Raw genomic sequence first — 24,646 nt, 5'->3', positions numbered from 1 at the left:
GCGCCCCGATAGACGGGCGTCAATCTACTGTATTCCCGGAGCCCTTGGGAACTGGTCTCTCCCCCTGGCAAACCCCTTTCATCAGATTGGGAACTGCTCCCTACCCCGGGTAAACCCCTTCCACCAGAGCGGCAAACTCCTCCGGCGACATGACCCGCACGCCCAGCGATTCGGCCTTGGTCCGCTTCGACCCGGCCTTCTCCCCCGCCACCAGCAACGACGTCTTGGCCGAGACGCTCGACGACGACTTGCCGCCCGCGCGTTCGATCAGCTCGTTCATCTGGTTGCGCGACAGCGACTCCAGGACCCCGGACATCGCCCCGGTCACCACCACCGTCATACCGGACAGCGGCCCCTGCTCGCCCTGGGTCTCCTCCGCGCCCTCTTGCGCGGCGGCGCCGGGCGGGGTGGCGCCGGGCTCGGTCATGTTGACGCCCGCCTGGACCAGCTTGTCGATCAGCGGCGCGAGCTCCAGGAGCTCGGCCACCACGACCGGCGCCTTCTCCGGGCCGATGCCCTCGACCTGCTGGATCGCCTCGGCGTCGGCGGCGCGGATGGCCTCCATCGTGGCGAAGTGGCGGGCGATGCGGCGGCTCATCGAGCGGCCCGTGCCGCGTACGCCCAGCGCGCAGAACACGCGGCTCAGCGGCCTGGCCTTGGCCTGCTCGATCGCGGCCAGGAGGTTGTCGGTGCTGGTCTCGCCCATCCGCTCCAGGCCGAGCACCTGCTCGCGGGTCAGGAAGAACAGGTCGGCGAAGTCGGTGATGAAACCGGCGTCGAGCAGCTGCTGGATGCGCTGCTCGGCCAGCGTCTCGATGTCGAGCTGGTCGCGGCCGGCGGCGTACTGGATGGAGGCGATCGCGCGGCAGGCGCGGCCCCGCACGCACCGCCAGCGCTCCTGCGAGGCGTCGATCGCGTCGCCGCACGACGGGCAGACCTCCGGGATGGCGATCGGCTGCTCCTCGCCGGTGCGCAGGTGCACGACCGGGGCCTCGACGCGCGGGATCACGTCGCCCGCCTTGTAGACGACGACCGAGTCGCCGAGCATCAGTCCGCGGCGGGCGATGTCGGCCGGGTTGTGGAGGGTGGCGTAGGTGACGATGGAGCCGTCGAGCTCGACCGGCTCCAGCACGGCGCGGGGCGCGATGATGCCGGTGCGCCCGGTGTTCCACTCCACGGCGATCAGCTTGGTGATCTTCTCGGTGGCGGGCAGCTTGTAGGCGATGGCCCAGCGCGGGGCGCGCGAGCTGAAGCCCGCCGCCGCCTGGTCATCGGCCAGGTCGCACTTGATCACGATGCCGTCGATGCCGAAGGGCAGCTCGGCGCGGGCCGCGGCGATCTGCTCGACGCGCTCCTGGACCCGCTCCAGGCTGTGGGCGACGACGCCGGCGACCGGGGTGGCGGCCGTGGTCTGGACGCCCTGGGCGGCCACCCACTCCATGACCTGGCTGTGCGGCAGCTCTCGCAGGCGGACGGCCAGCTCGGAGGTGTCGTCGGGCGTCGGGAGCGCGCCGTAGCCGAAGAACGTCAGCTCGCAGGTGTAGGGACGGTCCTGGGCGCGCAGGGTGCCGGCGGCGGCGCTGCGCGGGTTGGCGAAGGTGGTGCCGTCGTGGGCCTGGCGCTTGGCGCAGGCGTCGTCGAACTGGGCGGCGGTCATCATGACCTCGCCGCGCAGCTCGACCGTGACCGGCTCGGCCAGCCGCTCGGGCAGCCCGACGATGGTGCCGGCGGCGTGGCTGACGTCCTCGCCCGCCGTGCCGTCGCCGCGGGTGATGAGCTGGACCAGGCGGCCCCTGCGATAGCGGGCGGCGATCGCCAGGCCGTCGAGCTTGGGCTCCACGCTCCACTCCGCGACCGGCCTGCCGATCCTGCGCTCGACCGAGGCGGCCCACTCGGCCAGCTGCTCGGCGCCGAAGACGTTGTCGAGGCTGAGCATGGGCACGCTGTGCGGCACGTCGCCGACCACGGCGCCGCCCGCCACCTTGCCCGTGGGCGAGTCGGCCAGCACCTCCTCGGGATGCTCCTCCTCGTAGGCCACGATGCCGCGCAGCAGCCGGTCGTAGGAGTCGTCGTCGAGCGTGGAGGTGCCGTCGGCGTAGTAGGCCGCGGAGGCGTCGAGTGCCAGCTGCACCGCCTCCGCGTAGGCGGCGTGGTCGGCGATGAGGGTGAGGGGAGGCGCGTCGCTCATAGGTTCATCATGCCGGTCGCCACCGACATTTCCGCGCTCTGAGCTGCTCAGACCCTCCGTTCCACATGCAGCAGGTACTCCTTGCGGTTGAGCGGGTTGTGGTCGGTCCGCTCGCGCTCGGGCGGCGCGCCGGAGACCTCGTGGTGGCGCTCGAAGGAGCTCTCCAGCACTCCCTCGCCGCGGGTGAGCACGGGCAGTTGCTGCTGCAGCTCGTGCACGTTGGCCGCGGGGATCTCTCCCTCGATCACGCCCTCGCCCTGCGTCCTGGGTACGGCCCGCAACCGCGCCAGCAACGGCAGCACCGGCCCCAGCGCGTCGGCCGGGATCTCCAGCCGGAAGCGGTGCAGCGGCTCGCACACCCGCGTGCCCGCCCGCCTGAGCGCGCTCATCAGCACCAGCGGCGTCAGCCCCCTGAAGTCGGCCCCGGTGCTCGACATGCTCTTGTCGAAGCCCTGGTGCGCGTGGCTCTGGCGCGGGTAGTAGCCGGAGTGCGTCATCGTGACCGTGCAGTCCACGACCTGCCACCCGCGCAACCCCTGCCGGAGCGTCTCGTGGACGGTGTCCTCGACCGCCTTGAAGAAGGCGTACGGCATGTCGCCCAGCGAGATCCCCAGCCGGAACTCCACCCCGCTGCCGACCGGCGCCGGATCCACGCGCAGCCCGACCGTGGCCAGGAAGGGGTTGGGGTCCTTGGCGATGAACTCGACCGCCGAGCCGGTGCCGGAAGGGCGTTCGACGCAGATGGTGGTGGTCTCGCGGAAGGTGACCGCGAGGCCGAACTCGTCGGCCAGCGTGGCCTCGATGACCTCCTTCTGCACCTCGCCGTAGAGGGACAGGAAGATCTCCTGCCGCAGGTCGTCCTGGCGCAGGTTGATCAGCGGGTCCTGCTCGGCGAGCTGGGCGAGCGCGGCGCGCAGGGCGCCCTTCTCCGACGGGCGCGCGGGGATGACGACCGTCTCCAGGGAGGGCGGGGCGAAGTGGTGGGCGTCCGCGCCGGGCGCCGCCTCGCCGATGCGGTCGCCGATCCTGATGTCGTCCAGGCCCCAGAGCTTGGCGATCTGGCCGGCGCGCGCCTCCTGCCTGGGGATCGCCGCGCCGCTTTCGAAGGCGGCGATGGCGGTCACCTTGCCCTCCTGCCCGGTGCGGAAAGGCAGCTTGTCGCGTACGCGCACGGCGCCGGTGAACAGCCGGGCGTAGGCGATCTTCTCGCCCGCCGGGCCGCGTTCGATCTTGAAGACGGTGCCGGAGACCGGGGCGTCCGCCGCGCCTTCGGCGGCCGGGAGGAGTTCCCGGATGCCGTCGCTCAGCTCCGCGACACCGGCGCCGGTGATGGCCGAGCCGAAGAAGACCGGGTGGACCAGGGCGCCGGCGGTCTGGGCCGCCAGCTCGCGGCGCAGGCGGTCCTCCGGGACGGCGTCGGCCACGTACGCGGCCAGCAGCGCCTCGTCGTTGTCGGCCAGCACGTCGGCTCCGCCGTACGCGCGATGGAAGGAGGCGGCGGGCGTGCCGAGGTCGCGCGCGGTCCCGAGCGGGATGGCGGCGGGGGTGAGCCGTTCGGTGATCTGGCGCAGGACGGCGTCGGTCCGGGCGCCGCGGCGGTCGATCTTGTTGACGAACAGGATCGTCGGGATGCGCAGGCGCTTGAGCGTGCGCATGAGCACGCGGGTCTGGGCCTGCACGCCCTCCACGCCGGAGATCACCAGCACGGCGCCGTCGAGCACGCTCAGAACCCGCTCCACCTCGGCGATGAAGTCGGGGTGGCCGGGGGTGTCGATCAGGTTGACGGTGACGTCGCCGATCGCGAAGGACACGACCGCGGACTTGATCGTGATGCCGCGGCGGCGTTCGAGAGCGAGCGAGTCGGTCTGGGTGCTGCCGTCGTCGACGCTGCCGATCTCGTCGATGACCCCGGCGGCGTAGAGCAGCCGCTCGGTCAGGCTGGTCTTACCGGCGTCTACATGCGCCAAGATCCCCAAGTTGAGCATTCTCACGAAGCGTCATGTCCCTAAAAGAGGTGAGATTTACCTTTTGTGGAAACATGTACGCTTCGCGCATCTTGGGGCTCCTCTTCTCATCGACGGAGCTGGGCGGCCGTCCGTCCCCCGAGTAGAGCAGACGGCCGCCCCCGCTCTCAACGCAATTAACCCCCCGCCCTCATGCCGGTCAGCGCCTTGGCCAGGTCGCGCGAGGACAGCCAGAGCTTGTACATGATCGCCACCTCGAAGACCAGCAGCAGCCCCGCCGCGGCCAGCGTGACCGGCACGACCAGCCCCAGCAGCGGCCCCACGATGAACACCGCCATCTGGAACTCGATGCCGCTCATCAGGTGCGTGCGCACCCGGTGGTCGCGCAGCCAGTCGCGCGCCACCATGTACCAGGAGAAGCGGCTGCGGAAGCCGCGTTGCAGGTCGATCAGCTCCTCCGGCTCCACATGGTGCTCCTCGTCGTGCTCTTCGCCCGGACCGCCGATCACCTCGTCGAGCCGGCGGCGCATCGCGCGGCGGACCTTCGCCACCTGGAAGGCGTCGACGTAGCGCAGCATGTCGAGGAAGACCACCAGGATGCCGAGGATCAGGTAGAGATCCTGGCCGGTCAGCCGGTACTGCCCCCACATGAGCGCCATGGAGCAGGCCAGCACCCGGATCCGGTCGAAGACGTAGTCGAGCCAGCCGCCGAAGACCGTCCCGGTCCCCTTGAGCCGAGCGATCTTGCCGTCGACGCAGTCCAGGACGAAGCTCAGGTGGTACAGGACCGCCCCGGCGGCCACCCAGCTCCAGTCGCCCATGACGAAGCAGGCCGCCGACCCCAGCCCGAGCGCGAACGCCGCCCACGTGACCTGGTTCGGGGTGATCGAGGTGCGGTTGGCCGCGGCCACCACCAGCCGCCCCGCCAGCGGATCGACCAGGAACACCGTCCACCACGCGTCGCGCGGCTTGTACGTGCGCTCCCTGACCTCATTCAGCGTGAACACGATCGCTCTCCCAGTCCGGTTCCTCGTCCGTCCAGCCGATCTGCTGGTAGGCGGTGAAGGAGCTGACCTCCACGCTCTGGCCGTCGGCCAGCCGCCCCACGCCCTTGGTCTCGTTGGCCAGAGGGAAGCCGCTGTCCGGATCGACCACGAAACGGGCGTCGCTGACCTGCCCCTCCGGCCGGTTGACCTGGTAGCGAAGCGCCTGTCCCGTACGGCCCAGCGGATCGGTCACCTCTCCCTCCGCCGTCATCCCCGGCAGCGAGGCCATCACCTGGTACGCGGAGGCGCGTACCTCCGGCGAGACCGGCAGCCCGGACAGGATCTCCATGCAGCTCTTGCGCAGCCGGGAATCCAGCTCCCGCGGGCTGACCGCGCCGATCTTCGCCTCCAGGTACGAGCGCAGCGGCGCCGCGCCCGCCGGGATCCTGCTGACCTCGTCCCAGTCGACCGGCTCCTTCGGCGCTCCGCCCACCCGCGCCCCCGGCGCCGACTGCACGGTCTCGCCCGCGCCGATGAAGCCCATGCCGGTGACGTCGTCCGGGTAGCGCCAGCTGACCGGGCCGCCCGCAGCCTGCCAGGCCAGCTTGTCCTTATCCGAGGCCGGCCGGGCGCCCAGGTACTGGTTGAACGACCCGCTCCGCCCGCCCGCCGCCCGGGTCAGCCAGGTCTCGCTGGCCGAGTCGCGGCGCAGCACGTACCGGCGATCGGGGCTGACGATCAGCTTGCCGGTGACCGTGCGCGCCCGCCAGTAGTCGCCGGCCGACGGCGTCCTGGCCATGGCCGTGGCCGCGGCGAGCAGGATCTGCCTGGCGGTCGGCGCGGTGGAGGCGGCGGTCGGGTCGGGAGTCAGCAGGACCAGGTCGTCCGACGGCACGAGGACCGCCACCCCCAGCGCCGTGGCCAGCGCGGCGGCGACCATGCCGGTGCGCATCGGCGTGACCCACCTCCTGGGCCGGCGCGACAACGCGTCGCTCAGGCGCGCGCGGCCCTTGTCGGTCGTCTCCCGGGTGGGGCCTGGAGCGGAGAGCAGATCGCGCACCGCGGTCAGGTCATCATCCATCGGACCCTCCGATCATGGGATTGCTTCCGCCCAGGGCCGCGCGCAACTTCTTGCGGGCCCGGTTGAGGCGGGATCCGACGGTCCCGAAAGGAATGTCGAGCACCTGGGCGACCTCCTCGTAGCTGAGGTCGGCCAGCGCGATGAGGAGCAGCACGTCGCGGTCCCCGTGGGACAGGCGCTCCAGCGCCGACGCGAGCCGCCCCTGTGCGTTCGCGGCGGCGACGCGCGTGGTCACCCTGTCCTCGGGGCCGTCGTCGGCCAATACGTCCACCGGTGCGCGCTGGAAGGCGGATAACCGGCGGGTCTCACTCCTGCGGTGCTGGGCGAGGAGCTTGGTGGCGATCCCGTACAGCCACGGCCGTACAGCTCCGCGGGCGGCGTCGTAGGTCCGCCGCTTGCGGAAGGCGACGAGAAACGTCTCGGCGGCCAGGTCGTCGGCGATGTGCGGGCCGAGCCGGCCGGCGAGATAGCGGTAGATCTCGTCGAAGTACCGGTCGTAGAGCACCGCGAACACGTCCGGGCGGCGCCACGACTGCTCGATGAGTGCCGCGTCATCGACTGTCACAGGCACGTCCGGGGGAGCGGCCATTCGCATGGTGTCCCTTCTTTGGGTTACACCCTGTATTCCGCCGAAGCCCGGATTCGCCTTCACACTTTTTTAACCCGAAATTTTGCCGGATGTCACCCAGTTGCGTACGTGGTACCCAGTAACCTACCCTGACCCTTAACCGCGTACAACGTACTCAGTGAGAGAAGGGGCATCACATGGCGCGAGACATCCAGCGGATCCTGGACTGGGCCGTGGCCGAGGACGGCGTTCCCGGCATCGTCGCCGAAGTCCACGACGCCGATGGGTCGTGGTTCGGCACCGCGGGAGTGGCCGACCTCGCCACCGGGCAGAGGCGTCAGCCCGGTGAGCACCTCCACATCGGCAGTTCCGGCAAGGCCTTCACCGCCGCCACCGTGCTGACCCTGGCGGCCGAAGGCAGGCTGAGCCTCGAAGACCCGGTGAACACCTGGCTGCCCGGCGTCATGGAGGCGGGCGGCTACGACGGCGACAAGATCACCATCCGGCACCTGCTCAACCACACCGGCGGCCTGTTCCTCACCGGCCTCGCACCCGACCTGCAGCACAGCATGGTCACCCAGCCGACCCGCGTCTGGACCACCTCCGAACTGGTGCGGCTCGCGGTGTCCCAGCCGCCGGTCGGCGAGCCGGGCGAGCAGTTCGTCTACGCCAACGGCGGCTACTACCTGGCCGGCGCGATCATCGAGAAGGTCACCGGCGACACCTACGCCGCCGAAGTCGAACGCGCGGTCATCCGGCCGCTCGGCCTGACCCACACCCACGTACGGCCCGCCGACGCCACCGGCTATCCCCACCCGCATCCCACGGCCTACATCACCGGCGCCCTCAAGGACGGCGTCGACCCGGCGACGCTCACCGCGGAGAACTGGGCGTCGATGATCGACCCCGACAAACCGCCCACCGACGTCACCGCGCTCAACACCTCCTGGGGCTGGGCGGCCGGCGGCGTCGTCTCCACCACCGAAGACCTGACCCGCTTCCTCCGGGCGATCGCGACCGGCGGCCTGCTGCCACCGGCTCAGCACCACGAGATGTGGACCATGGTCACCAAAGGCGGCGCCGCCTGGTTGCCGCACGCCCGCTACGGCCTCGGCGTGATCGAGTTCGACAGCGCGGGCATGGACGGCCTGACCGTGCGCGGCGTCAGCGGCACCCTCCCCGGATCCTTCACCCTCGCGCTGAGCACCGACGACGGACAGAGGAGCGTCACCGTCCACACCACCATCGAGCCGAAGACCTTGGACCTTCCCATCAAGATCATCGAGACGATGTACGGCGTCGCCCTGACCTGACCGCCCGCTCGCTGTCGGGGCGGCAGGCCGGCTATCGGGTGGGCAGGGCGGCTATCGGGGCGGCAGGTCGGCGGCGAGGCGGAAGCCGACCGAAGGGGAACGGGTGAGCCCGGCACCGAGCAGGAGCAGCTTGGCCGACACGTCGGCCGCTTGCGGGCCGCCGTCGAAGTACCAGTCGGACCCCTCAGGGACGTAGGCGCTGCCGCCCTTGAGGATGCAGAACCGGGTACGCCCGTCGGTGTGCTCGCTCTCGGTGAGGTTCCACACCAGCGGCCCGCGGCGCTCCAGCAACCCCGCCTCCCCGGCGACCTGCCACTCGTCCTCGGTGGGAAGACGCGCTCCCGCCCAGGCGGCGTACGCGCGCGCGTCCTCCAGATCCACATAGGTGGCGGGCGCGGTGGCGTCGTCCAGATGTCCGGCCAGGAAGCGTTCGGGGCGGACCGGCCGGTAGCCGCTGGAGCGGACGAACTCCGCGTACTCCCCGGCGCTCACCTCCCTGACCGCGATGGCGAACCGCCCGAGCCGGACCGCCCGGCGCAGCGTGCCGGTGTGGTGCAGCCGAGGAGGCAGCGGCTTCCACTCATCGACGTAGGGGGCTTCGCCGTACAGACCGGTCTCCCGCACGCGATGACGGACGGTCAGCTCGTACTCGCCCCCGCCCACCGCCACCATCCCCGCCGGTACGGCTTCGCGGGGCGCGTACGGCTTCGCCACCCGCACAGCGGCCCTGGCGGGAAAGGCGTCATCCTCCGGCTCCTCAACGACCTGCGCCAACGGCACATCGGCATCCGGTGCCGACGGCACATCGACGCCCGGCGGCACCGGCATCACGGCCGCGATGCCGCCCGCCGGTAGCGGGCCGCCGATGTGGACACCGCCGTCCGGGGCGGGGCTGACGGTCAGCGGCGTGCCCGTGGCCAGGTCGATCCAGCGATGGCCGGGCCGATCACCGGTACGCAGCCAGGGGCCGTCGCAGGCCGCGCCCCGGTTGACGACCGTCCACAGCGGCACCCCGTCGTGGACCCAGCGAGAGCCGTACACCGTGGTGCCGGCGACGTGGTCGGCCAGTGGCGTCCAGTCCGGCGAGCCGAACCAGGCGGCGTGAGTCCGATGCACCCGGCGCATACCGCGCAGCACCGCGCGGTCGCGGGCGTTCCAGCCCACCCAGACGCCGAAGACGTTCTCCCAGACGAGGATGCCCGCGCCGTTCAGCCAGGCGGAGTGCAACTCGTCCAGGTGGTCACGGTGCCAGCGCCGCGTGTGATGCGGCAGGTGCCCGCGCTCGAACCACTTGGCGCGCAGTACTCCGGGCACCGGCGAGTCGGCGAACCACTGGGCCCACGACATCTGATGGTCGTGCACGCGGGCCAGCGGGATCCGCGACTCGCCCTCCATGACCAGTCCGGGCCGGATGGCGTCGAGTGCGGCGCGCAGCTCCGGCCGGCCCTCCTTGGAGCTGTCGAGGAAGATGCCGTCGGCGCCGAGCCGCTCGGTGAGGTCCGCGATGTCGGTGGAGGTCTCGCTGGCCCAGGGGTAGTAGCTGAGGTAGACCCGGACGCCGCGCCGCTGGAAGTCCGCGACGACTTCCCGCAACTCGGGAATGTCGCGATAGAAGGCGAACTGGTCTCTGGAGTCGATCCCGATCACCGGGTAGGCGTGCCAGAGCAGGACGCCGTCGTACCCGCCGAAGTCCCGCTCGGCCGCGTCCAGGAAAGCGTCCACGGTGAACGTGCCGCGCGCGTGGTCGTACAGCGTCTCGTCCCACAACCAGGCCACGCACACGCTGAAACGATCACGGTCGGACACCCGGTAGCGCTCGTCCGAGTAGCCGATCCGCTCCCGCGCCTGCTCCCGCCACTGCCCGATCCGCTCGCGCCACACCTCCCACAGCCCCGGATCGCCGGGCGCGGCGAAGATCTTCGCCTCGTCCAGCACCGACAGGTCGCTGCCCTCCGCCAGTGGTACCTCGGCCGGCAGATCGATGGGCCTGGGCAGATACGGGTTGAAACCGGGGGATGTCATGAAGGCTCCCAAACGCCGTAAACGTTTACGGAACACCCTCGCACGACCCCGCGCCCGAAAACAGCCCTCAGGTCCTCCGATATGCCGACGGCATCGTCTCCGACACGTTCCTGACCGCGTTCCGGCGTCGCGGCCGGTGGCCAGCGCTCCCCCGATGGGGCCGATCCGAGCGGTGGGCCGGGCACGGTGCCGGCCCACCCTCGTTCTTCCGCGCGGGCGTCAGGCCGGGCGGCGGTGAGCCGTACCTTGGCCGTGCCCTATGTCGCCGCTACTTCTGGCCGCCGGGACGGGTGTCGAGCGGGTCCAGGTTCTGCTTTTCGGGGTAGCCGGGGGCCTTGTCGAAGCGGACAGTGTTGCCCTCACGGTTGAACCAGCCCTTGAAACGCCAGTTGATGAAGCCGCCGTCGCCGGGGTTCACGAGCGTCTCGGCGGTGTCGAAGATGTAGACGGAGTAGACGTGGGCGGGAGCGACCTTCTTGCGGGTGTCGCGGTTGGTGGCGCCGAGCCCCCAGTGGCACAGCATCAGCTTGGCCGCCGGTTCGTTCTGGACGAGACTGCCGCCCCAGTCGTGCTTCTTGAAGTAGGGGCTGTCGTTGCCCGCGCTGGGTGCGATGGTCTTGCCGTCGTAGGTGAGGCCCTGGTAGAGGACGGCGATGTTCCACCGGCCGCCGGAGGCCTTGTCCGCGGCGGCGACGGCGTCCTCGGTGAGCTTCTCGCGCCGGCCGTCCATTCTGGTCTCATCGACGATCATGGAGATGAGACCGCCGATCGCCTCTCCTGCGGTCATCGCTCCGTTGGAGCCGCCACCGCCCTTGCCGTGCTTGCCGTTGGGGTTCCACTGGTTGGCGGCGGGGTTGACCGGCATGAACGGCGAACGAGCGCGGCCCTCCTGGCACGGGTACTTGTCGTAGTCGGAGGCGGCCGAGGCCGCCGGCGCCGCCACGAGCATCGAGCCCGCGACCGCGACGGCGGCTCCGGCAGCGGCGAGCTTGCTGGTGATCGTCATGAATCGTCTCCCTCGATCGGACACTGACCGGCCAGACCGTAACGACGAGGGATGGACAACTTGTGACTGGAAGATAAATCACCACCACGGGCAGCAGCGGGTACGCCTGATGGGGGAACGACCACGGCCGGCCCGGGAAGCGTTCCGCGTACGACGAGAACACCGTGTCGGGCCGGCGCGGCGCTCAGAAGCCCGGCGGGCGGCGGAATCCGCCGATCACGTCCGCGAGGCACCGCACGAACCGAACCGCGGTGCGGTCGTTCAGGTAGGGCGCGATCACCTGGATGCCGACCGGAAGCCCGTCCCGGGTCGTCCCGACGGGCGCCACCGCCGCGGGCAGGTGGTTGACCGCCGACGGCGCCATCCACGTGAGCATGTCGCGATACGGCCGGTCGGCGCCGTCGACCCGCAGGGTACGGACCGACCAGGTGGGATCGGGCTGCTGGTCGTGCGGGAAGGCGGCCGTGGGGGTCACCGGGCAGAGGAGCACGTCGACGTCGCGGAAGAACTCGGACCAGCGGCGCCGGGAGTGCTGCCGGCGTTCGTCGAGCGCGTGCCACTCACGGAAGCTGACCGTCAGGTCCGACGCGAACCCGCCCGCGGCCCCCTCGGCGGCGGCGAGGTCCACGAGCCCGGCGTACGACTCGTCCGGCTCGACCAGTCCGCTCTGCGCCATCAGCAACGGCTCGTAGAGGGCCATCGTCTCTTCGAGCCCGACCGGTCCCCTGCCCTCGACCACGACGGCGCCCTCGGCCCGCACCGCTTCCACCGTCGCCCGCATGATCGCGACCAGTTCGCCGTCGACGGGGCAGAACGGGTCTTCGAGCCATGCCGCGACCCGAAAGCCCCGTAGAGTGGCCGACCTGGCGGCGGGCAGCTCCAGCCGCCAAGCCGGGGCGCGGTCGTGGTCCGCCCCCGCGAGGATGTCGAGACCCAGGTCGAGGTCGTCGGCGTGCCTGCCGAGCGGGCCGAGCACCGCCATGTCGAAGTCCGCCAGCGTTCCGGGAGCATGCCCCGAGACGCTCCCGTACCTCGGCACGATCCCGAACGACGTGCGCAGCCCGTAGACGCCGCAGAAGTGGGCGGGCACCCGAATCGAGCCCGCCGAGTCGCCGCCGAGCTCCAGCCCGGTCAGCCCAGCGGCGAGCGCCGCGGCGGACCCGCCGGACGAACCGCCGGGTCCGCGGGTCGGGTCCCACGGATTGTTCGTGGTCCCGTAGACCTCGTTGTACGTCTGCCAGTCCCGGGCGTCCGGCGGCATGTTGGACTTGCCGAACACGATCGCCCCCTCGTTCTTGAGGCGCGCGACCGACTCGGCGTCGCTCGTCGAGACATGCTCCCCCCAGCGAGCCGAACCCCCGGTGGTCCGCATGCCCGCGACTTCGAGACTGTCCTTGATCGTCACGGGGACGCCGTGCAGGCGGCCGAGCGGCTCGCCGCGCGAGACCGTGCGGTCGGCCTCCAGCGCCGCTGCCCTCGCGCCCTCCTCGTCCCGGGCGACGATGGCGTTCACCTTCGGATCGAGTCGCTCCACCCGGTCGAGGTAGTGGTCGAGAAGCTCGACGCTCGACACCTCCTTTGCCGCGACGGCGGCGGCGAGCTGGCCTGCGGAGCGAAATGCCAGATCGGTCATGCGAACCTCCGGTAAAGCTTGACCCGCGCCTCCCACATCTCTGCGGGCGACGCAAAATCCCAGCTCAGGGCGGGTCTCGATCGACCTTAGCGGACATAGGGCGCTATATCGTGGTGTGGCTTTTCTCACATTTCGCCACAGTTTTGCCTGAACCTCGGCATCACCGATCGGTGCGGGTCAGGCCCCGATCGGCGCGCCTCTACGGGGGCCGGCTTGGTCTTCCGTGATCAATGGCCCCATTCGGCGCGCGTGGTCACCGTGTCCGGATGGTCGGGGCCCAACGCCCGAGCGCGTAGACCTGAGGGTTGGATCAGGAGCTCAAGATCGCTGAGGGCGCTCGCAGGACCTGGAACGCCCTGGCCGGCGTCGCGGGAGGAGCCGGCCAGGGCGACAGACCGCTTCGGGCGGGGTCCGCACCTCGCAGGCGCGAGTGCGCTGCTCAGCGAGCGGGCGGGTGCTGTCCGCCTACCTGTGGGTCAGGGGTTGCCAGGGTAGATCCTCGGCGCCACGTTCTGGCGGTCGCGATTGTTCCCGGCCGCCCCGAAGGGCGCCTTCACCTGGGTGATGGTGCTGTCGGTGGCCTCGACGTGGTCGTTGAAGACGACCCAGTGAACCGGCGTGTAGGGCGAGGAGGTGAGCGAGCCGGAGTAGCGGAAGCTCGCCTTGTTGGCGGGGAGCATTCCGGCGAGGTTCACCGAGCCGATGCTCCAGCTGTCGCCCAGCGTGGTCGGCACACCGGCGAGGGGATGGTCGTGCGCGTCGGAGGCCGGGACGCTCACGCCGTCGATGAGGACGCCGAGGACCACGGTGGACCCGGATGCGCTGGCATGGACGAAGTGGGCCTCTGCCGGGGCCTGCGCCTGGCCCTGGAACTTGTGCTCGGCGTCGAAGTGGTAGTGAACCTCGGTGAGCTTGTACTTCGTGGTGCCGTACATGATGTGCGGGTCGCTGAGCTGGTCGGGGACGAAGGAGACGTCGTCGTGGTTGTCGACGGAACCGTTGAGGTTCTTGTCGCGGAACCGCATGGTCCCGTCGGCGAAGCCGTAGCTGATGGTGATCGCGGGGGTGGCGGAGCCGCAGTTCTGGGAGCGGTCGATCTCCACGGGGCTCTGGACGTGGCCTGGGGCTCCGGTGCAGACATGCTGGGCCTGCGCGGGCGCTGTGATGAGTGCTGCGGTCGTGGCGACGGCGATCAGTAACTTGGTTAAGCGTGAAAGCATGTAACACCCTTCGTTCGCGGATCATCCCGGACTCGGTGGTGGCACGCGTGCTCTGGCTCCGTCATCGGCGGTGACGACATGCCAGCGGGGGGTATTCTCACGATAAATCATGATTCTCGATCATTCGAGGCTTGCATTTTCCGACGAAACCGTCCCCCGAGCTTCGGCCGCTCGAACTCCCGCGAGGACAGCGGGTGGGTCTTCTCCCGAATCCGGTCCGCGTACCCAACTTCCCCCGCGCTGTCGGCATCCCATGAACCATGGGATTTCGCACGTCACTCGCGGCGCTCACCGGCCTAACGGCGACCACCCTGTGCGATCGAAGACCGCGACGGGAGTGGCGACCTACCAGGTCTCAGGTCGGGGTTCATCGGCAAACTATCCGGAAGTCCACCTCGGACATGTGTTGCGCCCATTCGGCCCGCGTGAGGGTGCGGGCGGGGATGGCGCACACCGCGTCATCGAGATAACGCGGGACGCCCACCTCCCACGTCCACACCGCGCCATCGCTTCCGGCGACCAGCCGCCGCCCGTCCGGACTGAAAGCGACGGAGAACACGTGAGCGGTGTGCCCGGTCAGCGGCGGGCCGATCGGCCCGCGTGTGGCCACGTCCCACAACCGCACCGTCCGGTCACCGCTGCCACTGGCCAGGACCCGGCCATCGGGGCTGAAGGCCACCGAGTACACCTCGGCGGTGTGGCCGGTCAACGGTGCGCCGATCGGCCTGCGCGTGGCCACGTCCCACAACCGCACCGTGCCGTCGCGACCTGCGCTGGCGAGGCTGCGTCCGTCCGGGCTGAAGGCGACCGAGCCGACCTCGGCGGTGTGGCCGGTCAACGGGGGACCGATCAGCTCGCGGGTGGCCACGTCCCACAGCCGCACCACTCCGTCGCCGCCGCTCCCGGCCAGGATCCGCCCGTCCGGGCTGAAGGTCACCGAGAACGTCGTGTCGTCGCCCGGACCACCGAAGGGAGCGCCGACCGGCCGGCGAGAGGCCACGTCCCACAACATCACCGTACCGTCGCTCCGGCCGCTGGCCACGGTACGCCCGTCCGGGCTGAAGTCCACCGAGTACACCTGAGCGGTGTGACCGGTCATGGGGACACCGACAGGCTCGCGCGTGGTCATGTCCCACAACCGAACGGAGTCGTCGTCACCGCTGGCCAGCAGACGTCCGTCCGGGCTGAAGGCCACCGCACGCACATGGTTGTCGTGGCCGCCGAGCATGGTGCTGACCGGCTCGCGAGCCGCCGTGTCCAGCAATCGGACCACGACGCCGTCGGTGCCGCTGGCCAAGGTACGCCCGTCCGGGCTGAAGGCCAGCGAAGACACCTCATCGCTGTGGCCGCTCAAGCGGGTGCGTACCGGCGTCCGGGCGGTCACATCCCACAGGCGCACCGTGCCGTCCGCGCCGCCGCCGGCCAGGCTCCGCCCGTCGGAGCTGAAACGAAGCGAGAACACCTCACCGGCATGGCCGGTCAAGGGGGCGCCGACCGGCCTTTGCGTGGCCACGTTCCACAGCTGCACCGTGCCGTCCGCGCCGGTCGCGAAAGTACGCCCGTCCGAGCTGAAGGCCACCGAGGACACAAAGTCCGCCCCCGGCAGGAAGGGACCGGTCGGTTCGCGGCTGGCCACGTCCCATAACCGCACGCTGCCGCCGCCGCTACCGGCCACGCTGTGCCCGTCCGGGCTGAAGGCCACGGAGTCCACCGAGCCGATGTATCCGCGCATGGGGGCATCGATCGGCTTGCGCGCGGCCACGTTCCACAGCCGCATCGTGTGGTCCTCGCTGCCGCTGACCAGGGTACGCCCGTCCGGGCTGAAGGCCAGCGAGAGCACGGCGTCGCCGTGACCGGTCAAGGTACCGGCCGGCTTGCGGGCGGCCACATCCCACAACCGGATCGTGCCGTCTTCCGTGCCGCCCGCGAGCAGGCGCCCGTCCGGGCTGAAGGCCACGTCCCTCACCCTGTTGCCGCCGCCGCCCATGGGCGTCCCGACCTGTCGGCGGGTGGCCACATCCCACAGCGCCACCGTGCCGTCGCCGGTTGCGCTGGCCAGGAGGCGCCCATCGGGGCTGAAGGCCACCGCGAACACCTCGTTCGTGTGACCGCCGAGAGAGGCGATCGGCCGGCGGGCGGCCACCTCCCACAACCACACCGCGTACCCGTTGCTGCTGGCCAGGAGGCGCCCGTCCGGGCTGAAGGCCACCGATGAGACGATCGCGTTGACTCCGGAGCCATGGGCGGTGAGCACGGCGCGTCCGGGATCGCGCAGGGCGGTGAGCATGCCGGCGCGGGCTTCGTCGGTGGGGCTGATCCGCCATGCCGCCACCGCGAGCAGGGCCGACAGATCGGGATCGGCGCTGAGCAGTTCGCTCTGCGCGGCCAGCCTGCGCGACACGGCGGCGTCACGCTGGCGGCTGGTGTCCTGCTGGGCACGTATGGCCGCGACCGCCGCGACCACGGCCACCACGAGCGACACGGTCAGGATGGAGAGCAGGACCCGGCGGCGGCGGGTGGCCCCGGCCTGCGCCCGCGCCGCCGCGTCGAGGAACTCGTGCGATACGCGCGGCAGCGCCGGATGGCAGCCGGTGTCGGCCTGCCGGCGCGGCATCAACGACCGCACCCCGGCCAGACGCTCGCCCCGATAGAGGTAGGCCGACTTCCTGCCGGAACGATCCCATGCGCGGGCGTCGTCGACGAGCTGGCGGTGGACGGGATGCGCGGCCAGATCCGCTGCCAGCCAGCCGCGTAGCCGAGGCCAAGCGGTCAGCAGGACATCGTGGGCGATCTGCACGGACTCGCCGTCGATCACGATGAGGCGCCGCCTGGCGAAGGTTTCCAGCAACTCCCCGGCCGGCAGCGCGGACCGGGACGCGGCGCGGCGGGCCGGGACTCCGTCGGCGGTGACCACCGTCAGTTCGTCGAACACCTGGCGGGCCGCGACCTGCCCAGCGGCGTCCAGAGCGGTGTACGCCGCCTCGGCGCTGGTGGCCACCGCCTGGGTGACGCCTCCGGTGCGCCCGTACCCGCGGCTGGTCAACCGGTCGTCTTCGCGGTACTCCCACGTGGTCAGCATGGCCTGCGACAGCAGGGGCAGCGCCCCGACGCCGTACCCTCCCCGCGCCGCGCGCAGCTCGGCCAGGATGGTGTCGATCAGGCCGGGCTCGATCTCCAGGCCGGCGGCCTCGGCCGGTCCGGTGATCGCACGCCGCAGATCGCCCTCGCTCATCGGCCCCAGGACGAACGGGCCGTCCCGCAGCGCCGCGGCCAGATGGGCGTCATCGGCGCAGCGGTCGACGAAGTCACCACGCACCGCGATCACCACCACCGCTGCCGGGCTGTCGTCCGGCCCGCAGGGGACGCTCGCCAGGGCGTGCAGCGCGCTGACGAAGGCCGTCCGCTCGGCCGCGGCCTCCGCCTGCCGCTTCTCATCGGCGCTCTGGGCGAAGACCTCCTCGAACTGATCGACGACCAGGACCATCCGGCACGCCGCCACCGCCGCGTCCGGCAGACCGCGACGGCGGGCCTCGGACTCAACCGCCTGACGCGCCAGCAGATGCGCCTGCTCGGGCTGAGCCGCCAGATGCTGCCGTACGGCGGGCGCGTCCAACCCGGCCATCCCGGCGATCAACGTGGCCAGGCGTGACAACGGCGAGCGCGTGGGCCGCTCCAGCAGGTGACGTATCCACCCACGAGCCTGCTCCGACAACTCTCCCCGAGCGATCGCCGGCATCAGTCCGGCGCGCAGCAACGAGGACTTGCCCGCCCCCGAGGGCCCGGTCACCACCAGGATCCCCGCCCCGTCCGACCGGCGCGCGAGGGTGCTGACCAGTTCGGCGGTGGCCATCTCACGCCCGTAGAACACCTCGGCGTCGGCTTCGGTGAAGGCCATCAGTCCCCGGTAGGGGCAGCTCGTCCGCCACCGTTCCGCCTGGCCCGCGCCCAGGTCCGGCCGGCGTACCGATCGGGTACGCCTTTCGATGGCCGCCACCTGCTCCATCAGCAGCCGGATGTCGATGGCCTGCCGGTACTGCAACCCCACCGAGACCTGGAGCTGGGTGCTGTTACGGTCCACGCCGGCGCAGAGGGCTCGTAGCTGAGCGCCCAGATCGATCAGCACGAACCTGAACTCGGTGAACTCTTCGCCCAGTTCGGCCAGGCCCGCGGTCAGCCGGGCCTGCAGTTCCCGATCGCCGCTCGCGATCGCCTCCTCCAGAGCCGCCCGCACCGCGCCGGCGGGCCCCAGGATCCGGGCGATCTCCGCACGCAGTCGCGCGGCAGGCTCTCCATCGGCCCGCAGGACCAACTGGATCTGGCGTTCCAGCTCGTCCTCCAGATCCTCGGACGTGCCGGTCTCCTCCAGCCGAGCCACCGCCGCCTTGATCACGTCGGTCAGCACGTTGCCGCCGACCGCGGTCAGCGCACCGACGGCGGCCGAAGCCACCGCCGCGCCGCCCGCGCCCGAGAGCAGCAGCGGCCCGAACGCGCCCGCCGACAACATCGCGAGAAGCGCCGGCGGAGACCAGCGCCGCGCGCCGCTGCCCGCCGCCCTGACCAGCCGCGCCACCCGGGCTCGTACCCCGGCGCGCATCAGCTCCGCCTGATCGGCCCCCGATTCGGTGCTCACACTGCCACTGTCGCCACCCGCTCGCACCGAATCCCGTCGATCGCGTCAATCGCCACGAACCTGTCACCTTCGCGCTCCAGCGGTCACAGCCGAGAACGCCGGCGGCAAGCGTCCCATCCGCACGTCCGCCACCGGTGGGGGCTGTCCAACCCGCGGCCGCGAAGTCGACGCCGGCGGAAGCCCAGCTAGTGCTCGTACCCGGTGCTAGCCGCCCGGGTACGAGTTCTGCTCAGCCGAAGGTCAGCGAGAAAGGCCTCCGCTAGGAGATGGAAGCCTCAACGAGGACCGTTCCACCGCCGGTCAGGCTCATCTCCATCGAGGCGCTGATGGAGCATTTGAACGCTGAGGTGACCGCGGCGGCCTGGTTGACGCGCACGACCACCGGATCGCCCTCGCGCAGCGCGCGGGCGACCACGGCGAAGGTGGACCGGGCGCGCTCCAGCTTGATCCGCAGCAACCCGCCCTGCTGGGCGGGGTTGAGCTTGAACAGCCTGGCGAGCAGGAGCCGCGGGTCACGGTCGAGCTCGGCCGCCACCTGCCACGCCAGTTCGTCGTCCGCGCAGATCTGGTCCACGATGCGCTGCGCGTCTTCGGTGGTGAGCGGAGTGGAGACGGGGATCTTCATGAGTGTCTCGGTCATGTTCATCTTCCTGTCGAGGAGTTGACATCACCTACTTCGACCGTGAACCCCCTCCGGATGACCCGTACACCGCTCCTCGGCCTGCGCCCGCCTCAGGAGGCGCTGTGTGCCCTGATGGTGTCGGTGATCCAGGAACGGTAGTGGGTCACGTCGGTCCAGATGCCGACTCCTGGCCCGCCCCTGGGGTTGGTGGAGCAGCCGGCTGATCGTCTGCCGGTTGCCTTGAACACAGGTCTCGAGTCGGTCGGGAGGTGCGGGGAGGGGGAGCCTGACGCCTCGCGCGGCGTTTTGCCAGGTCAACATGCCCGCCACGCCAGCCGTAAGCGACCGAGCGGTGACCTCGGCCGGCACACCGTGGCACCCGCCAGGCGCCAGAGCAGCCGTTGTCACAGGTCGGACAAGGGCTCCGGCCGCTTCTAGTGCCCGTGCCGGGCCGCGTTGGCGTGGATGGCGTCCCTGATGTACTGGGTCAGCCCCTCGGCCAGCGGCTCGTAGTTGGCCGCGAACCGGGGGTCGGCCACGTACATGTCGCCGAGCCCGCGGTGGATCTCGAAGGTGCAGTCGTAGCACCAGCGGGTCAGGTACTGCCGGTGTTCCTCGGCCAGGTCCATGGCCCGCGGGCCGTCGGCGGGCGCGCCCGCCTCGTACGCCTCGGCCAGAGCCTGTGCCACGGCCCCGCCCTCCTCGGTGAACCTCACCCAGTCGGCCTTCGTCATGTTCGCCATGCGCGTGCGGGACTGCTCGTACGCCGTGCCGCCTCCCCAGCGCCGCTCCGCCTCCTCGGCGTGGTCCTCGGGGCGGAAGTCCCCGAACACCTCGAAACGCTCCTCTGGCGTCAGGTTGATGCCCATCGTCCGTGCCTCCATCTCCTTCTCGATGGCCGCGGTCAAGTTCTTGAGCCGGTCGATGCGCCGTACGAGCAGTTCGTGCTGGCGCCGCAGGTGCGTCATCGCGCTCGCGTCCGGCCGGTCGAGGATGACCGCGATCTCCTCCAGGGGGAACCCGAGCTCGCGGTAGAACAGCACCTGCTGGAGCCGGTCCAGGTCGGGCTCGGTGTACCCGCGGTACCCTGCCGCCGTGCGCTCACCCGGGCTGAGCAGCCCGATCTCGTCGTAGTGGTGGAGCGCGCGCACGGTGACACCGGCGAGCCTGGCGACCTGGCCGACCGAGTAACTCATGGCAGAAGTCTGCGGCCTCACGCTACGTGAGGGTCAAACGCGTAGCCTGTCCCGCATGCCGTACCGAGTGAGCGTGGTCGTGCGTTACCGCAAGGCGGTGACCTACGGCGTGCACGCGCTGCTGGCCGCGCTCGAGCGCGCGGGCGCGGAGTGCGAGATCCACTTCGGCGCGACCGCGGCGGAGACGGCGGCGCTGGTCGCCGCGAGCGGCGGCGAGCGGGTGCTGGTCCTGTGGTCGTTCTACTCCCCCGACGCCGAGGCGATGGCCGCCGAGCTCGCGGAGGTACGCGCGCTCGGCGACGACCCGCGCGCCCTGCACATCGCCGGCGGCGTCCACGCCACCGCCGAACCCCAGCAGGTCATCGACGCCGGCTGGGACCTGGCCGCGATCGGCGAGGGCGAGTCCACGATCGTGGCGCTGGTGGCGGCGCTGCGCGCGGACACTCCGCTGCGCGAGGTCCCCGGCCTGGCCCTGCGCGACCACGACGGTGTGGCGCTGCGCACCCGCCCGGCCCCGCAGCTCCCGCTGGACGCCTACCCGTCCTTCCCCGACCGGCGCCGCAACTTCGGCCCCGTCGAGATCACCCGCGGCTGCCGCTACACCTGCCGCTTCTGCCAGACGCCCTTCATGTTCGGCGCGCAGTTCCGCCACCGCTCCGTGGAGTCGGTGCGCGAGCACGTCCGGCTGATGACCGCGCACGGCCTGAAGGACGTGCGCTTCATCACCCCCACCTCCCTCTCGTACGGCTCGCCCGGCCCGGACCCCGATCTGGACCGCGTCGAAGAGCTCCTGGACGGCGTCCGCTCCGAGCTACCGGCCCACGGCCGCGTCTTCTTCGGCAGCTTCCCCTCCGAGATCCGCCCCGAGCACGTGACGCCCGAGGCGATGCGCCTGCTGAAGCGGTACGTGGCCAACGACAACATCATCATCGGCGCCCAGTCGGGCTCCGACCGCGTCCTCGACGCCTCCGGCCGCGGCCACGGCGTGGAGCCCGTGCGCGCCGCCGTGCGGATCGCCATGGAGTACGGCTTCCGCCCCAACGTCGACTTCATCTTCGGCATGCCGGGCGAGTCGGCGGCCGACCAGTCCGACTCCCTGAAGCTGGCCGCGGACCTGGCCGCGATGGGCGCCCGCATCCACACGCACACGTTCATGCCGCTGCCCGGCACGCCGTGGCGCGACGCCGAGCCCGCGTTCATCCCGGTCTCCACGATGACCGAGCTCGACCGCCTGGCCCAGCGCGGCGACGCCTACGGCCACTGGCGCAGGCAGGCCGAGCACGCCACCCGCCTGGCGGAGACGGCCAAGTCGTACCCGCGAAGAACACCGCGCCGCCGTACCTGACGAACGTGCTTCACGCGCGACGAGCGGCGGCGATAACGATGCGTCCAACGTGGTGCCTGTGCCTGGCGGACCTACCACGCGCGGGTGAGGGGGTCCGGCGGGCACTCCGCCACCGCGATCCGTTCCGGCGCGGACTTCGAGGTCGAGCTGCCCACGGAGGCCGGCGGTCTCCTGCTGCCGTCCCGCTACTACGCGCCCTGGCGCAATGATCCCCGCCCGTGGGGCGGTCTCTTCCAGGGGCGCGTCAGCGGATTCCGGCGCAGACAGCGCCGCCACGAGCAGGGTCCGGCCGAGCTCACCGAGTTCTACCGGTGGCGGGAGGCCGCGGAAGGGCCACTGTCTTCCCGCTCGAACACACCCACCTCGATGGGCACCGCGACCTCGTCCCAGGCGGGCTCGCGCGAGGTGATGAGCACGTGCCCCGGCCCGGAACGCGGCAGGAACGACCCCACGGTCATTGCGACTTCGCCAAGGCCGTAGGAGGGACTCAGGCCGGACCGGATCAGATGGGCGGCAGGTCGAAGTCGCAGTCCATTCGCGTGTCCTGCGCCAAGGCGAGCTGGGCGTCCGGGTGATCGGCGCCCATGCCCTCGGCATAGCCGCGCTGGGTCTCGGCGTGCAGCGTGTCACCCTCCTCCGTCCGGCCGGAGACGCGTGTGTCGAGGAGCAGCAGCGGGTACTCGCGCGTGAGGATCCTCCGCAGCCTGGTCATGGTCTCCATGCCCAGGGGCCGCGGCCCCTTCGTGCTCGCCCAGCGCGGCATGATCGCCGGCCAGGTTGATGGCGCGGGTCAGGGCATAGTGGTGGTCACGTCCGAGGCACCGGTCGAGGCCGGTCAACGCCCGTTCGTTCGAGCGCTTGGCCGCCTCGGGGTCGCCGCGCAGCCGCTGCAGGATCGCGAGGTTGGTCGCGCAGCCGTACACTTAGGGGTGGCTCTCGCCGTAGACGGCCTCGTACATCGCGACCGCCTGCTCGGCGATCGCGTAGGCCGCGGCGATGTCGCCGATCGCGCGCAGCACGTTGGACAGGTTGCCGGCCACCGTGGCGGTCTCCGGGTGGTGGTCGCCCATGCTGCGCCGTAAGCGGGCATGCACGTCCTTTGGCGAGCTCAAGCGATCCGTCGAAGTCGCCCGCCCTGCGCTTGGCGATCGACAGATCGCGGGCCGGGCGCGGCGTCCGCGGGTGCTCGGCGCCGAGCTCCTGCACCCCGTAGGCGTAGGCGTCCTCGCCAAGGTCCATCGCGCCGCGCGAGTCACCGGTCAGCCGGACGGCCTTGGCCAGGCCGTTCCAGCTGTTGAGCATGTCGGTCTCGCAGATCCGCTTCCGACGCTGTTTCGGAGCACGACCTCGTGCAAGGTCCTGGCAGCCTCGTAGTCGCCGTTCAGTCCATAGTCGACAGCCAAGCTTGTTCATGATTCGCAGGGTCGTCGGCGCCTGATCGCCGAACGCGGTGACGTGCTGGGACTGCAGCCGTTCGTCCAGTTCCCCGCGGGAAGCCGGTCTCGACCCGCCTGTTCCAAGGCGAGGGGAAGATCACCGAGCTGCTCCGCCAAGCGGTCCGCGTCACTGTCGGACAGCGAAGCCCGCCTGGACAGGAACTCCACGGTGTCGACGATGCCCTGCCATTGGTGGTTCCGCGAGGTGATGATCACCTGGCCGGGCCCGCGCGGGATGAGGGCGCTGATCTCCTCCGGCTGGTCGGCGTTGTCGAAGACCAACAGCCATCGGTCGTACGGCTCGCCGCGCCGCAATGCGTCGAACACCGCGTCCGCCGCGTCCTCGGCCCCGCTCCTGCTCGCGGCCTGCAGCTCCAGATGCGGCGCCAGGCCTGCTAGCGACGACTTGACCAGGACGGGCTGCTCTGCCGGAACCCACCAGACCACGTTGTAATCGGACCGGAACCGGTGGGCGTACTCGACCGCGAGTTGTGTCTTGCCCACGCCGCCCAGTCCGTGCAGGGCGTGCGGGACCACGGCGGTCACCTCGGTGGACAGGCCCGCGTGCAACCGCTCCAGCAGGATGGACCGACCGGTGAAGGTGACGTTACGCGGCGGGATCCTGCCCCAGACCTCGGGAATCCGCCCAGCCGGCCGTTAACCTGACTTCACGCCTCCGAGGCGGGGACCGTCCACCCGATAATGGAGGCTGAGCCTTTCCAGCTCCCAGGACTCATTTGCCGTATCACTACGGTTATCCTCTTGCCGACAGAGTTCCGGATCGTAAAAGGGCTTCAATGAGCGATGAGCAGGCTGAGCCAGGCCTAGTCGATACGAGTGACTTGTCGCTGGTCAAACTCGACAAACTGGACAAGTCAGCACTTTCCCATGCGCTGCGCACATTGATGCGCGTAGGTGAAGATGCGATGGGGCCGATCTCCGGGTTCAGCCAGAGCATCGATGGCCACGTCACGCCCCGGTCACGCCACAACCGCACATATCAGCAACAGTGACAGCCCATAGAGCCCGATGGCGAAGTGCAGGACCGCCCACAGCCGATGAAGGCGAATGCGATGCATCCGGGGAAAGGCACGGTAGTGATCAGCGCGCGCTTGTACCAACCTCTCATCCGTGCCCAGTACCCCACGCTCCGCGAGGTCTTTGGTCAAAGCACGCGCCTGAGACAGGTGGTAGGAAGCTCTCTCGTAGTACTTTGAGACGGCGACGGCGCCGTACAGGCCGGCCATCGAGATAAAGACACACAAGGGCAGGACGTACAGCGAGAAGCGCTGCTGAACGATCAGAGCGCTCAAGGCGGCCGTGATTACCATCAGAAGGTTGCTGAGCGTCGAGCGCTGGGTCTCACACTGGCGTAACTGTTCCCGATGTTCCTTCCAGTAGGCGCGTATCGCTTCATCCGAGATCTCGGCCATTGA

The 24,646-nt window shown here is 70.5% G+C and carries 20 protein-coding genes; 4 read left to right on the top strand and 16 right to left on the bottom strand.

The annotated features are described in order from the left end of the window. Nucleotides 1-100: 100 nt before the first annotated feature. The 5 genes from ligA to ACIBHY_RS20330 form a co-directional block, all read right to left on the bottom strand. Nucleotides 101-2,188, bottom strand: a complete 2,088-nt coding sequence (gene ligA, locus ACIBHY_RS20350) for an NAD-dependent DNA ligase LigA (RefSeq protein WP_397307432.1) — start codon at nt 2,186-2,188, stop codon at nt 101-103. A gap of 47 nt (nt 2,189-2,235) precedes the next feature. Then, complete coding sequence (locus ACIBHY_RS20345; protein WP_397307431.1) at nt 2,236-4,173, bottom strand: GTP-binding protein; 1,938 nt, start codon at nt 4,171-4,173, stop codon at nt 2,236-2,238. A gap of 155 nt (nt 4,174-4,328) precedes the next feature. Then, complete coding sequence (locus ACIBHY_RS20340) at nt 4,329-5,159, bottom strand: CDP-alcohol phosphatidyltransferase family protein (RefSeq protein ID WP_397247219.1); 831 nt, start codon at nt 5,157-5,159, stop codon at nt 4,329-4,331. Next, nucleotides 5,143-6,219 (bottom strand): CU044_5270 family protein, encoded by a 1,077-nt coding sequence (locus ACIBHY_RS20335; RefSeq protein WP_397307430.1) that lies wholly within the window; start codon nt 6,217-6,219, stop codon nt 5,143-5,145. The genes ACIBHY_RS20340 and ACIBHY_RS20335 overlap by 17 nt, the downstream gene beginning before the upstream one ends. Further along, entirely contained in the window at nt 6,212-6,784 is a 573-nt protein-coding gene (locus tag ACIBHY_RS20330) for an RNA polymerase sigma factor (RefSeq protein ID WP_397247215.1), read from the bottom strand. The genes ACIBHY_RS20335 and ACIBHY_RS20330 overlap by 8 nt, the downstream gene beginning before the upstream one ends. Before the next feature lie 200 nt (nt 6,785-6,984). On the opposite strand from ACIBHY_RS20330, the gene ACIBHY_RS20325 reads away from it, so the two are divergent. After that, a complete protein-coding gene (locus ACIBHY_RS20325) occupies nt 6,985-8,100 on the top strand; it encodes a serine hydrolase domain-containing protein (protein ID WP_397307429.1) in 1,116 nt (371 codons plus the stop codon). 51 nt (nt 8,101-8,151) lie between these two features. Here the strand turns inward: ACIBHY_RS20325 and ACIBHY_RS20320 are convergent, their stop codons facing one another. The 7 genes from ACIBHY_RS20320 to ACIBHY_RS20290 form a co-directional block, all read right to left on the bottom strand. Then, nucleotides 8,152-10,122 carry an SUMF1/EgtB/PvdO family nonheme iron enzyme gene (locus ACIBHY_RS20320; protein ID WP_397307428.1) on the bottom strand — a complete coding sequence of 657 codons (1,971 nt, stop codon included), beginning with the start codon at nt 10,120-10,122 and terminating at the stop codon, nt 8,152-8,154. Between the two features lie 268 nt (nt 10,123-10,390). Beyond that, nucleotides 10,391-11,128 carry a hypothetical protein gene (locus ACIBHY_RS20315; RefSeq protein ID WP_397247209.1) on the bottom strand — a complete coding sequence of 246 codons (738 nt, stop codon included), beginning with the start codon at nt 11,126-11,128 and terminating at the stop codon, nt 10,391-10,393. Between the two features lie 184 nt (nt 11,129-11,312). After that, nucleotides 11,313-12,761 (bottom strand): amidase, encoded by a 1,449-nt coding sequence (locus ACIBHY_RS20310; RefSeq protein ID WP_397307427.1) that lies wholly within the window; start codon nt 12,759-12,761, stop codon nt 11,313-11,315. Nucleotides 12,762-13,237: 476 nt separating this feature from the next. Continuing rightward, the gene (locus ACIBHY_RS20305; RefSeq protein WP_397307426.1) at nt 13,238-13,981 is read right to left on the bottom strand and encodes a carbonic anhydrase family protein; all 744 of its coding nucleotides are present in this window, start codon (nt 13,979-13,981) and stop codon (nt 13,238-13,240) included. Nucleotides 13,982-14,348: 367 nt separating this feature from the next. Next, nucleotides 14,349-18,611 carry an AAA family ATPase gene (locus ACIBHY_RS20300; protein ID WP_397307425.1) on the bottom strand — a complete coding sequence of 1,421 codons (4,263 nt, stop codon included), beginning with the start codon at nt 18,609-18,611 and terminating at the stop codon, nt 14,349-14,351. 259 nt (nt 18,612-18,870) lie between these two features. Then, entirely contained in the window at nt 18,871-19,251 is a 381-nt protein-coding gene (locus ACIBHY_RS20295; RefSeq protein ID WP_397247199.1) for a hypothetical protein, read from the bottom strand. 416 nt (nt 19,252-19,667) lie between these two features. Continuing rightward, nucleotides 19,668-20,429, bottom strand: a complete 762-nt coding sequence (locus tag ACIBHY_RS20290; RefSeq protein ID WP_397247197.1) for a MerR family transcriptional regulator — start codon at nt 20,427-20,429, stop codon at nt 19,668-19,670. A 55-nt stretch (nt 20,430-20,484) separates the two neighbouring features. Between ACIBHY_RS20290 and ACIBHY_RS20285 the strand changes: the two genes are divergently transcribed. Next, on the top strand, nt 20,485-21,774 hold the full coding sequence (locus ACIBHY_RS20285; RefSeq protein WP_397307424.1) for a TIGR04013 family B12-binding domain/radical SAM domain-containing protein: 1,290 nt from the start codon (nt 20,485-20,487) through the stop codon (nt 21,772-21,774). A gap of 84 nt (nt 21,775-21,858) precedes the next feature. Beyond that, complete coding sequence (locus ACIBHY_RS20280) at nt 21,859-22,254, top strand: hypothetical protein (RefSeq protein WP_397247193.1); 396 nt, start codon at nt 21,859-21,861, stop codon at nt 22,252-22,254. Between the two features lie 22 nt (nt 22,255-22,276). Here the strand turns inward: ACIBHY_RS20280 and ACIBHY_RS20275 are convergent, their stop codons facing one another. The 3 genes from ACIBHY_RS20275 to ACIBHY_RS20265 form a co-directional block, all read right to left on the bottom strand. After that, nucleotides 22,277-22,486: a hypothetical protein gene (locus ACIBHY_RS20275; protein WP_397307423.1), complete on the bottom strand. Its 210-nt coding sequence runs from the start codon at nt 22,484-22,486 to the stop codon at nt 22,277-22,279. Nucleotides 22,487-22,697: 211 nt separating this feature from the next. Then, a complete protein-coding gene (locus tag ACIBHY_RS20270) occupies nt 22,698-22,868 on the bottom strand; it encodes a tetratricopeptide repeat protein (protein ID WP_397307422.1) in 171 nt (56 codons plus the stop codon). A gap of 315 nt (nt 22,869-23,183) precedes the next feature. Continuing rightward, a complete protein-coding gene (locus ACIBHY_RS20265; RefSeq protein WP_397307421.1) occupies nt 23,184-23,780 on the bottom strand; it encodes an NB-ARC domain-containing protein in 597 nt (198 codons plus the stop codon). 227 nt (nt 23,781-24,007) lie between these two features. Here ACIBHY_RS20265 and ACIBHY_RS20260 point away from each other — a divergent pair, with 227 nt between their 5' ends. After that, nucleotides 24,008-24,223: a hypothetical protein gene (locus ACIBHY_RS20260; protein ID WP_397247187.1), complete on the top strand. Its 216-nt coding sequence runs from the start codon at nt 24,008-24,010 to the stop codon at nt 24,221-24,223. Here the strand turns inward: ACIBHY_RS20260 and ACIBHY_RS20255 are convergent. Then, nucleotides 24,191-24,643, bottom strand: a complete 453-nt coding sequence (locus ACIBHY_RS20255; protein WP_397247185.1) for a hypothetical protein — start codon at nt 24,641-24,643, stop codon at nt 24,191-24,193. The genes ACIBHY_RS20260 and ACIBHY_RS20255 overlap by 33 nt on opposite strands. Nucleotides 24,644-24,646 lie beyond the last annotated feature (3 nt).

Source organism: Nonomuraea sp. NPDC050547, from assembly GCF_044457345.1.
Classification (GTDB): Bacteria; Actinomycetota; Actinomycetes; order Streptosporangiales; family Streptosporangiaceae; genus Nonomuraea.
The sequence above is the reverse complement of the archived record's forward strand: the minus strand, read 5'-3'. Positions and strand labels throughout refer to the sequence as shown.